This window comes from Microcoleus sp. w2-18bC1 (assembly GCF_036700365.1).
Classification (GTDB): Bacteria; Cyanobacteriota; Cyanobacteriia; order Cyanobacteriales; family Microcoleaceae; genus Microcoleus.
Genome location: NZ_JAUBOS010000013.1, coordinates 47106 through 58918, shown reverse-complemented (window position 1 = coordinate 58918; position 11813 = coordinate 47106). Strand labels below are relative to the sequence as shown.

Below are 11813 nucleotides of genomic sequence, written 5' to 3'. Positions count from 1 at the left end.
TAACCTGGTTTAGTTAGCTTTTACCGATTTACCAACTCCCTTTAAAAGTTTTTGGATTTTTCAATCTTACCCCCCTTAAAAAATACACTATTTAATACAAAATCCCTCAGCAATTCTGGTGGATCGCCATCGGGTTTGCCTTGAAGTACGCGGCGAACCCTCCACGCTGCAAAACCGGAAGCCCAGGATATATCAGTTAATGCTGTGTAAACCAAGCCGTAGTTTTTGATAAAGTACCTACGTCGGGAATCAAACCAATAGGTGGGCAGCCGCTTGGCGGGCTTTTTGGTGTCAGTGACGCCTGAGCTTTGGCCGACTAAGTGGACAACACGACTTTCGGGTACGTACCAGCAACTCCAGCCAGCTTTGTTCGCTTGCAGACAAAAGTCCATTTCTTCGCAGTACATGAAATAAGCTTCATCCATCAAGCCAATCTTTTCAAATACTTCGCGACGCACGATCATGCTGGCTCCAGCTACCCAATCAGTTTGACAGGTTTTTTGAGAAATGGGAGGCGCTGCGGCCCAGTTGGCTAATAACTTGGATATAAAGCCTGTCCGCCAACCAAAATCGAGTTCGGTAAAGAGGTTGTGAAACCGAAAAGCTGACTCTTGGGGCGTGCCGTCGGGGTCTTCCAAGCGGCTGCCGGCGATGCCGGCTTCGGGGTGGGATTCCATGAAATCGACGAGGGCTTTTAAGGCACCGGGGCGAACTATGGTGTCTGGGTTGAGCAGCAGGAAGTAAGGAGGAGGATTGGTGGATTGGAGGGCGGGACGGATCACGGCGTTGTTGCCGAAGGCAAATCCGCCGTTGCGGTTTAGGGGAAGGAAGGATGCCCATTCATTCCAGCCTTCTGAGGCGATCGCACTACTAATTTCTTCGACGGAGCGATCGCCTGAAGCATTGTCGCCAACTACAACTCGCATACCGGGCAGCGATTGAACTTCGCTAACTAGAGAGCGCAAGCAGTCTATTGTCAAACTAGAGGTTCGGTAGTTAACAATGACAACCAGCAGTGGATAGGGGTGATTGGACTCGCTGGCCTTCGACATAAGTACCGTTGTTGGTTTAACAACTTTTTAGCTCAAGTTGTATCCATCTGGCAAGCTGGAGCGATCGCCCGGAGTGCAGGTATCGCCTAAGTACATGAGTGGGAAAATACACAAGTAGTCAAAAGCGAGGGTCACTCCGTGAAACGAAGCAATCCCAAAGGTTCTGGCAGCTTTACATTCGGTTACACAGCCCGGTTTATTTGCGCCTACCTACTTACTTTTTTGATTGCTCCAACATAATTGACAAAAGCTGCCACCGCTGCCGGTGCATTTCTTCGTGAGTCAGGCGGTGAGCATATTTCAGACCTGCCATGCCCATATTTTGAAGTAGGTTCAAGTTTTCTCCCGACTGTTTGAGCAAGTTTGCTAAATCAACTGGGTCATTGCAATTACCGATCAAGCCTGTGATAACGTTTTCGATACAGTCGCGGAGTCCGGCGGTGTTGTTTGCCAGTACCGATACGGCCTGGGAATAAGCATCGTATACTATTCTGGGCTGTTCGTCTGAGGTACTGGGAACCACAACAGCATGATATTGTTGCAGCCGGCCGAAGAATTCTCTGCCGTAAGGAATAGTTCCCAAAATTTCTATCTGTACCGATTTTTGCATTGCCTTGCTGGCTGCTTGGCAGTTGCTTAACAGTTCGCCTTCACCTAGTATGTCCAGCTTGACGGGAATGTTTTCCTCCTCCAAGACTTTCATTGCTTCTAGGAGAACTAACAGGCCTTTCTCTGGAACCAATCTGCCCGCAAATAGAATTTTTAGTTGTTTGGGCGAGGCTGACAGTTTTTCGTGCCATATTTTAGTCGCCTCTGCTTCCGAAATAATATTTTCTTCATCTATCCACGAAGCATGAATTATCTGACTTTGCTTGTGTCGTTTGTTTAATAAACTTTGCTGATATTCTGCCTGTGTAAAGATTGTCAAGTCGGCGCTGTTGATGCACCAGCGATTATATGTTTCGTATATGTAAGCTTGAATTTTGGCTTTAATGCTAGCAGGGGGGCCCGGCAGCAGCAGCCACGGTGCGGACTCAACTATGAGCAGGTATGGTTTCCGCTGTATCAGGACTATTGGCGTCACTAACCATGCCATCGGAATCGGCCAGCCTGCTACGGCACTATGTACGATATCTGAAGATGCGATCGCGCCCCAAAGCTGGGCAACCGTTGCCGGCAGCAGCAATATTGCTTTGGCAAAGCTATTTGGGGAGGGAAGGTCAATAAATTTAGCATCAGCAAATGATGTTTCCGAATCCACCTTTATTGTATTTTCGGGGGGGGTTCTCGCACGCACGGAGATGCTAGCGTGAAGTTTTTCAAATACTTGAAGTGTTGGGTTATGTCTTTAGCCCACACACATTAAATCGAGATACCTGCTGCCTTTGAAATCGCAGAACAATGGGATGTTGAGGACTAGCAGGTAGCGCTTGTCTATGGGCATCAAAGTTGGTTCTTTATCTCCATCTTCTGTGATATTTAACGAGTTGGAGTTCATAAAATACACTACAATTAAATGCGATATATCTATTTTAATACCACTTTCAGCTAATCCGCATTTAAATTGCATAGTAAAATAAATTTTTCCCCTTTTGGGGAGTAGGGTTGGGCCCGAAAGCCCGCCCTCAAAATACAAATTAAATGCACAACAGCTTAGCCAGTTTTTAGTATTAATTGACACCCTAAACACGGAATCATATCGCCAAACAATACTGAAGTCAATTTTAAATCTCGCCCCTCTGGATCAAAGTCGATACTGCCTATAGGCTTGACTGGCAGCTCGGTGCAGCAGCGAATGCCGATAAACTAACCCCTTAGCGTCATCGCAATAGCCCCCGCCAATCACGCAGGCAACGGGATAGCCACCAGCCAAACACGCCATCAAAACTTGCATTTCCCGGCGAAATAAGCCCGTATCAGTTAAAGCTAATTTTCCCAGTTTGTCACCGTGATGAGGGTCTACTCCAGCATCGTACAAAACTAAATCTGGCTTGACATTTGACAGCAAATCTGGTAGGAATTTATCCAAGGTTTGTAAATATTCGTCGTCCTCCATACCTACAGGCAAAGGTACATCTAAATCGCCCTTTTGTTTGATGCCGGGAAAATTGACTTCGCAGTGCATCGAGAAAGTAAAAACGCTACTGTCATCTTGGAAAATTACAGCGGTTCCGTCTCCTTGGTGGACATCTAAATCGACAATTAAAACTTTGCGAACTAAACCATTTTTTTGTAAGACGCGAGAGGCGATCGCCAAATCATTAAAAATACAAAAACCAGACCCAAAAGCAGGGAAGGCGTGATGAGTTCCGCCCGCAGTATTGCAAGCCAAACCGTAGTCTAAAGCGAGCTTGGCAGTTAGTACAGTTCCTGCAACCGCAGTGTAAGTGCGATTAGCAAGAGCCCGACTCCAAGGCAGACCAATTCGCCGAGTCGCTTTGTTATCGAGCGTCCCGTTGCAGTAAGCTTGAACATAGGAGTGGTCGTGGACTAATTCAATCCATTCTTGAGGGGGAAGTTCGGGAGCGTGAAATTGCGATTTATCTGCTACCCCGTCCGCGAGCAGCATCTCGTAAAGCATCCGAAACTTTGCCATCGGGAAGCGGTGAGCCGATGGCAGAGGTGCAACGTAATCTTCGTGGTAAATAATTGGTAAGTCCATTAAAATTATTGTATAACGAATGAATCTCCAATTGAACACCTGCAATCTCAAATTAAAATTCGCTGGAGAACCTGTATATGCAACAACTAAAAACAGTCTGGCAGTCCGGCAGCACCGACCCCGAAAATGCTGACAATCTCGATAATATTAGTCAGTGGTGGGCAAACCTGAACGGGAAAGAAATTAGCTGGGTAGAGCGACTGATTCCGCAAATCGGCGGTCTGAGCGAAATTCACTGGCATCCCCAGCGTTTTGACGAAACATTTGTGATAGTCAATCCTGAAATTCGGGAGGAAACTCTCTATTGGTACATACCCGATTCTCCTGTCCAACGTAACAACACTGTTGACAAATTAGAACTTGACAACTTGCAACAGCAATTGTACATCTATCCTCAGTTGGAAGCGGAACTGGTAATTCGCGTAGGAATTCCCGAAGTTAAATATCAAACACTTGAATTAAACAATCCCGAAATCGCCTTGGGCGAAGATAATCTGCTGCTGCTGTGGGAATCCGACCAAGAACTAGAAATTAAAATTTACTTAAGCAATGAAAATATTGCTAAACTTAAGGAATTGCTGGCATAGAAAAGACAGAGAAAATATTTTATATGGTAGGCTGTGGGTGCCAATGGATGGATCGCATCTATACTCTTAGTTACCTATAAATATCTTAAGACTGATGGGCGGCTGGGTCAAAACCAAGGTTTTTCACAGCCATACTTTGTTGCAGCGACAAGAGTAAAAAAAACGGTTTCTTTGCCTCGTGGTATGTCTAGGTGTGTATCTCGCCTAAAACCCTTTGAATGTGGCAGCAGAATGTCCAGAAAATTGCGTTATCCTCCTGGGAGTTTTAATCCTAAAGTCAAGCAAAAAACAGTCCTGGGCGCATCAACCGGGTTATACCAAAATACTTTGTCGCAGCTATTGAACAAAGTTAAAACACCCGGTTACTTTGGTCTGGAGTGCCTAAGCAATGATGGTTTTTTTGGCAGACTTAATTTGTACAGAAAATCAGGCGATTTTTGGGGGCAATAAAATGTGGTTAAGTACGGTTAGTTTCAGTGGCAAACTTAAGACAAGCAACCAATAAGTTTAAAAAATAGAAGGTGCGTTAGTTGATGGCTACTATCTAAAGTTAATCCTCTATTTGCTGAGTTTGAAAAGGTTTAATAAATAATTAGGATCGGAAGGAATCGCTAAATTTATTAAATCATCAATCTGCTGCTATTACTAAAAAAATCACCATAACCCGACAAAAAATGATATTTGACAAAGAAAGTATTCACATTTTAATTATTGATGATCAGCCCCAAAACCTGCGCTTTATATCAAACATATTGACGAAAGAAGGGTATAAAGTTCAGCGGGCGATTTCGGGAGAAATGGCGGTCAATGCTAATTTAACCGTTCTCCCAGACTTGATTTTGCTAGATATTGCTATGCCAAAAATGAACGGATATGAAGTATGTGCTCGACTTAAATCCAACGAAAAAACGAGGGAAATTCCGGTTATTTTTTTGAGTGTGTTTGAGGAAACTTTTCACAAAGTTAAAGCTTTTGAAGTCGGCGGTGTTGACTACATTACTAAGCCTTTTCAAGTGGAAGAAGTTTTAGTGCGGATCGAAAGTCAACTGACTATACAACAGCTATCAAAACAATTAAAACAGCAGAATGCCCAACTGCAAAAAGAGGTAGAATTCCGCAAGCGAACAGAACAATCACTCCGGGAAAGCAAAGCGCGTTTGCAGAAATTGGCGGTCAATATACCGGGAGTTCTTTATCAATTCATGAAGAAGCCTGATGGAAGTTTTAAGTTTGAATATATTAGTTATGCTTGTCGAGATATTTACGAATTAGAGAGTGACGAAATTTTAAAAAATCCCGACTTTTGCTTCGATCAAAATCATCCAGATGACCAAGAATATCTGGTGAAACAAATTGCTACTAGCGCCCAAACTTTAGAACCTTTTGCCTGTGAATGGCGGATTGTTACACCGTCGGGCAAACTTAAATGGCTGGAATCTAATTCTCGGCCAGAAATGCGTGATAATGGCGATATTGTTTGGTATGGCGTACTTTTTGATATCAGCGAGCGCAAGCACGCAGAAATAGAAATGGCTGGAGCTAAAGCTGCTTTAGAACGGCAAGTGCAGCGAGAATTGCTGATCGCAAAAATAACTCAAGAAATTCGCTCCAGCTTGCAGCCAGAACAAATATTTCAAATAGCTGCTACTCAAATCGGTCTGGCATTCTGCGTCAATCGGTGTTTGATTCATACTTACGTTACTAGCCCTCAAGTTGATATTCCTCTGGCGGCAGAGTATCTCGAACCCGATTGCGAATCTATTCGGAACGTACCTGTTCCAATTTGGGGTAATCCTCACGTCATACAAATGATGATACAAGATCTGGCGATCGCCTCCAACAATGTTTATTCAGACCCTCTGTTGCAAGCGGCTCAACCGATTTGCCAGAAGGTTGGGTTAAAATCGATGCTGGCAATTCGCACTTCTTACCAAGGCAGGGCAAACGGTGCTATCTGTTTGCACCAGTGCGATCGCTACCGGGAATGGACTTCCGAGGAAATCGACTTATTAGAAGCTGTGGCGGCTCAAGTAGGGCTCGCTATCGCTCAAGCTAAACTGATCGAACGAGAAAAAAACCGAATTCAGCAGCTCGATCGGCAAAATAAAGTGCTGCAAGCAGAAATTCGCACCCGTGTCCGCGCCGAGCAAGCTCTGCAAGAATCGGAAACAGAATTGCGGGCGATTTTTGCCGCCATGACTGACACAGTTTTAGTGAGAAATGCAGAAGGGCGCTGCATCAAAATTGCCCCGACAGCATCAACAAATTTGGTGAAACCTCCCAGCGAAATGATTAACAAAACCGCTCATGAAGTCTTGCCTAAACCTGTAGCAGATTTAGTATTAAATGCCATCCAACAAGCTCTAAAAACTAAGCAAAGCATTAATGTTGAATATAGCTTTAAAGTCGGAGAGCGCGACGTTTGCCTCGACGCTAAAGTTTCTCCGCTGACTGCAGATTCAGTGATTATCGTGGCGCGAGATATTAGCGTTCGCAAACAAACAGAATCCGCACTCAGAGAGAGCCAGCACTTCATTCAAGCTATCGCCGATTCCAATCCCAACCTGTTGTACGTTTACGATCTAATTGAACAGCGGAATGTCTACAGCAACCGACAAATTTCGACGATGCTCGGATACACAGCCCAAGAAATACAAGATATGGGTACAGCAATGATGCCAATTCTGCTCAACTCCGACGATTTGCCAAATTTTTTTGAAAGCATCCAAAAAGTAGATCAAGCCAAAGACGGTGATGTCATTGAATGTCAATACCGAATGAAACACAAAAACGGTGAATGGCGGTGGATGCACAGTTGGGATACAGTATTTCTCAGAACAAGCGATGGTAAACCCAAACAAATTCTCGGCACTGCTAATGACATCACAGACCGCAAATTAGCCGAAGAAAAACTGCTAGAATCCCAACAAAGAATCTCATTTTTATTGCAGCAAACGCCGATCGCAGTTATCGAATTAAACCTCAATTTAGAAATTATCACTTGGAATCCCGCAGCCGTGGCTATTTTTGGCTACAGTGAGCAAGAAGCGATTGGTCGAGTCGCCTCCGATTTGATCGTACCTGAAAGCTATCACCCGCAATTATCTGAGATTTTCAATCATGACTTGAATGCCAAATCCAGCGGCACTACCGAAAATCTGACCAAAGACGGCAGAATTATCATCTGCGAGTGGTACAATACTCAGCTAATTGACGATAACGGTACAGCGATCGGCATTGCTTTAATGGCTGTAGATATTACCGAACGCAAGCAAGCAGAAACCGAACTGCAAGAAAGTGCTTTACGACAAAGAGCGATCGCCCGCATCATTGAAAGAATGCGGCAGACTTTAGATATCCGAGAAATTTTTCACGCCACAACCCGAGAATTGCGCCAAACAATGAAGTGCGATCGAGTCGCTATTTACCGTTTCAATCCAGACTGGAGTGGCGAATTTGTAGCCGAATCCCTTGACCGCAAGTGGGTTTCTTTCATCCAATCACAGGAGATCGATTCTCACCTTACTGAAGGCGCTTTAAACAGCGACCTTTGCGTCGTCAAAGAATTAGATAGCCCCTCACAAGAAGTACGCGATACCTATTTGCAACAAACCCAAGGCGGAGCCTACAGCCGAGGTACAACTTACCTTTGTGTCCCAGATATTTACCAGCAAGGTTTCGATAATTGTTATATCCAATTGCTAGAAAAATTTCAAGCTAAATCCTACATTATTGTACCAATTTTCTCCGGCAAAAAGCTCTGGGGATTACTAGCATCCTATCAAAATTCTGCTCCCCGCCAGTGGAGTGAAGCAGAAATCAACGTTGCAGTTGATGTAGGTACTCAGCTAGGAGTAGCATTACAGCAAGCGGAATTGCTCGCCCGCACTCAAAGGCAGTCCATGGAACTGATTAAATCCAAAGAAAACGCCGAAGTTGCCAACCGCGCCAAAAGCCAATTTCTAGCTTCCATGAGCCACGAACTTCGCACACCTCTCAACGCCATTCTCGGTTTTTCCCAAGTCATGGCGCGCAACAGTTCTATCACGGAAGAACAAAAAGAATACATAGAAATTATTAACCGGAGTGGCGAACATTTGCTGGAACTCATCAATGATGTTTTGTCCATGTCCAAAATAGAAGCAGGTCAAATTACCATCAATCCCAGCCGCTTCAATCTCTACAACCTTCTCAACAGTCTCAAAGAAATGCTGCAACTAAAAGCCAACTCAAAAGGTTTGCACCTAATCTTTGAAAATGCCGATGATTTGCCACAATACATTCAAACAGACGAAGCTAAATTGCGGCAAGTTTTAATTAACCTACTCGGCAATGCGATTAAATTTACTCAGCAGGGAACCGTGACTTTGCGCGTCAGCAGCCAATCTGACAAAGACGCCACAGAAGAAAAAAAATCCCAATTGTATTTTGAAATTGCCGACACTGGTCCCGGCATTTCTCCCTTGGAACTTGCCACATTATTTAAGCCATTTGTACAAACCGAAACTGGTCGAAAATCCATGCAGGGCACGGGTCTGGGGTTGCCGATCAGCCAACAGTTTGTCCGAATTATGGGAGGTGATATTGCTGTTGAAAGTAAACTCGGTCAAGGCACAATTTTTAGCTTTAATATCTGGGTTAACTTAGTAACACAAAGTGATGAACAAGAAAAATCCCCGATTAAACAAGTTATTGCTTTAGAAGCCGGACAAGACACTTATCGGATATTAATAGTTGAAGATGTAGCAGAAAATCGCCAACTGCTGCTTAAGCTCCTGATACCTCTGGGATTTGAAGTCCGGGAAGCAACTAACGGTCAAGAAGCAATTGCTTTGCATTCAACTTGGAAGCCGCACTTGATATTAATGGATATGCTGATGCCAGTGATGGATGGGTATGAAGCGACAAGAGAGATTAAGAAAACTCTAGAAGGTAAAGAAACAATAATTATTGCCTTGACTGCGAGTGCTTTTGACGAGCAGCGGCAAATAATTTTGTCTGCTGGTTGTAACGATTTGATATGTAAACCTTTTCGGGAAGAGGTACTCTTTGAAAAGATAGCACATCATCTCAACCTGCGTTATATTTATGAGAAAGAAAACTTATCTACTTCTTTTTCAACACCGACGCTGCTTAAAAGTTTGACCACCGAGGATTTGAGTGTAATGCCCACAGACTGGGTGGTCCAGTTGCACCGAGCAGCACTTTGTGTGGACGACAACCGCATCCTCGAACTGATCAAGGCAATTCCCGAAACTGAGGCAAATCTCGCTAACGCTTTAACAGATTTAGTCGATAATTTTCGGATAGATATCATTATCGATTTAACTCAATTATATTATGATGAACGACCATCCATTACCAGCGACTCCTAAAGACATTCTGATCGTTGACGATATGCCGGATAATTTGCGACTTTTATCCACTATGCTGACATCTTACGGGTATCATGTCAGGAAGGCTATTAACGGACACTTGGCTTTGCAAGGGGCACAAATATCTCCTCCCGATCTAATTTTACTAGATATTAATATGCCGCAAATGAACGGGTATGAAGTTTGTGAGCAGTTAAAGTTAAGCGAAAAAACTCAAGATATTCCGGTAATTTTTATTAGTGCGCTAGATGACGTGCTGGAAAAAGTTAAAGCTTTTCAAGTAGGAGGAGTGGATTATATTACTAAACCGTTTCAAGTAGAAGAAGTCTTAGCCCGCGTCCAAAACCAACTTTCCCTTCGTTCGCTGCAATCCAAACTGCAACTGCAAGCTAGGGAACTGCACGATCGCAATTCTAGATTGCAGGAAGAAATCGCAGAACGGCAGCGGGCTGAAGAATCAATCCGGTTTTTGCTGGAAACGACGCGGGCGATCGGCGAAGCTGTAGACTTTCACTCAGCTTTAGAAGTAATTCTGCACCAAGTGGGCGAAACAATCGGATGGGATGTCGGAGAAGCTTGGATTCCCGATGCAGAAGGAATTGTGCTGCAATCTGCCAGGGGCTGGTATGCCAGCAACGCGAGGATGGATGCGTTCCGCAAGCAAAGCGAACAACTGACATTTGCCATGAATATAGGGCTGCCGGGACGAGTTTGGGCATCCAAGCAACCGGAATGGGTAGAAGATATTTCCAAGGGATACCCGCATTTTCTCCGAAGTCAAATAGCACTAGAACTCGGATTCAAAGCTGGTTTTGGCGTACCGATTTTGGTAGGCAATGAAGTATTGGCAGTGCTAGTTTTCTTTAAAATTTCGTCTGCTGGGAAAGACGCACGATTTATAGACGTTTTTAATGCGGTCGGCACTCAATTAGGTTCTTTGATTCAGCGCAAACAAGCAGAAGAATTGCTGCGTATTGCTCAAGAAAAATATCACAGCATTGTAGAAAATGCGATGGAAGGCATTTTTCAAAGCACGCCTTCAGGAGGCTATCTCAGCGCTAATCCAGCTTTGGCAAAATTGTACGGTTACGACTCGCCAGAAGAACTGATGTCGGAGATTAACAATATTGCTCAGCAACTGTACGTAGACCCGGAACGCCGCCTCGAATTTGTGGCTGCTATGGATGCTGAAAATGCCGTTTCGGGGTTTGAATCTATGGTGTGTCGCAAAGACGGGCGCCGGATTTGGGTGTCAGAAAATGTTCGGGCTGTTCGAGATTCAAAAGGTAATCTGATCTACTATGAGGGTACTGTTTCTGACATTACAGAGCGCAAATTAGCGCAAGAAGCGCTAAAAGTTCAACAAGAACAAAGCGAGAAGTTGCTGTTAAATATTTTGCCCAAACCAATCGCAGAACGCTTGAAGGCAGAGCAAAGCACGATCGCCGACAGTTTTGCCCAAGTAAGTGTTTTATTTGCTGATATTGTTGGCTTTACTGAGTTATCTGCTAGAATGTCTCCCACCGAGTTGGTAAAACGCTTGAACGTAATTTTTTCGCACTTCGACCAGTTAGCTGAAAAGTACGGTGTGGAGAAAATTAAGACTATTGGCGATGCTTACATGGTAGTCGGGGGATTGCCTACGCCGAGACAGGATCATGCCGAGGCGATCGCCCAAATGGCCCTGGGAATGCAGGCAAAAATAGCAAAGTTGTGCGCCGAGACAGGGGAAAAACTGGCAATTCGCGTCGGCATCAATTCCGGCCCAGTGGTTGCGGGAGTAATTGGTGTGAGCAAGTTTACTTATGATTTGTGGGGAGATACGGTGAATGTAGCGGCGAGGATGGAAGCTACGGGTTTTGCAGGCAGCATTCAAGTTACTGATGTTACTTATGAGCTTTTGAAAGATAAGTATTTATTTGAGAGGCGAGGCGTGATTCCGGTAAAAGGTAAGGGGGATATGATGACTTATTGGTTGCTACAAAAAAAGTAAAAATTGGGAATGGGGCATCGGGCATTGGGCATCGGGCATTGGGCATTGGGCATTACAACAAATAACCAATAACCAATAACCAATAACCAATAACCAATAACCAATAACCAATAACCAATAACCAATAACCAATAACCAATAACC

The 11813-nt window shown here is 44.3% G+C and carries 7 protein-coding genes; 3 read left to right on the top strand and 4 right to left on the bottom strand.

Annotation, left to right across the window (positions count from 1 at the left end; all coding sequences use genetic code 11):
- Positions 1–41 precede the first annotated feature (41 nt).
- The 4 genes from QT979_RS10570 to QT979_RS10555 form a co-directional block, all read right to left on the bottom strand.
- Positions 42–1052, bottom strand: coding sequence for a glycosyltransferase family 2 protein (locus QT979_RS10570; protein ID WP_333209836.1), 1011 nt, complete (start codon positions 1050–1052; stop codon positions 42–44).
- A 214-nt stretch (positions 1053–1266) separates the two neighbouring features.
- A complete protein-coding gene (locus QT979_RS10565) occupies positions 1267–2313 on the bottom strand; it encodes a glycosyltransferase (RefSeq protein ID WP_333209834.1) in 1047 nt (348 codons plus the stop codon).
- 87 nt (positions 2314–2400) lie between these two features.
- Complete coding sequence (locus tag QT979_RS10560; protein ID WP_333309708.1) at positions 2401–2550, bottom strand: hypothetical protein; 150 nt, start codon at positions 2548–2550, stop codon at positions 2401–2403.
- Between the two features lie 246 nt (positions 2551–2796).
- The gene (locus QT979_RS10555; RefSeq protein WP_333229241.1) at positions 2797–3714 is read right to left on the bottom strand and encodes a histone deacetylase; all 918 of its coding nucleotides are present in this window, start codon (positions 3712–3714) and stop codon (positions 2797–2799) included.
- A 77-nt stretch (positions 3715–3791) separates the two neighbouring features.
- Between QT979_RS10555 and QT979_RS10550 the strand changes: the two genes are divergently transcribed.
- The 3 genes from QT979_RS10550 (at position 3792) to QT979_RS10540 (ending at position 11669) form a co-directional block, all read left to right on the top strand.
- Entirely contained in the window at positions 3792–4301 is a 510-nt protein-coding gene (locus QT979_RS10550; protein WP_333209829.1) for a hypothetical protein, read from the top strand.
- A gap of 674 nt (positions 4302–4975) precedes the next feature.
- Positions 4976–9676 (top strand): response regulator, encoded by a 4701-nt coding sequence (locus QT979_RS10545; protein WP_333309705.1) that lies wholly within the window; start codon positions 4976–4978, stop codon positions 9674–9676.
- Positions 9642–11669, top strand: coding sequence for an adenylate/guanylate cyclase domain-containing protein (locus QT979_RS10540; RefSeq protein WP_333309702.1), 2028 nt, complete (start codon positions 9642–9644; stop codon positions 11667–11669). The genes QT979_RS10545 and QT979_RS10540 overlap by 35 nt, the downstream gene beginning before the upstream one ends.
- Positions 11670–11813: the final 144 nt, after the last annotated feature.

What these genes read in the sequence shown, in the direction of transcription:
- QT979_RS10570 (WP_333209836.1), bottom strand. Translation starts at nt 1,052, where the DNA reads ATGTCGAAGGCCAGCGAGTCCAATCACCCCTATCCACTGCTGGTTGTC.
- QT979_RS10560 (WP_333309708.1), bottom strand. Translation starts at nt 2,550, where the DNA reads ATGAACTCCAACTCGTTAAATATCACAGAAGATGGAGATAAAGAACCA.
- QT979_RS10555 (WP_333229241.1), bottom strand. Translation starts at nt 3,714, where the DNA reads ATGGACTTACCAATTATTTACCACGAAGATTACGTTGCACCTCTGCCA.
- QT979_RS10550 (WP_333209829.1), top strand. Translation starts at nt 3,792, where the DNA reads ATGCAACAACTAAAAACAGTCTGGCAGTCCGGCAGCACCGACCCCGAA.
- QT979_RS10545 (WP_333309705.1), top strand. Translation starts at nt 4,976, where the DNA reads ATGATATTTGACAAAGAAAGTATTCACATTTTAATTATTGATGATCAG.
- QT979_RS10540 (WP_333309702.1), top strand. Translation starts at nt 9,642, where the DNA reads ATGATGAACGACCATCCATTACCAGCGACTCCTAAAGACATTCTGATC.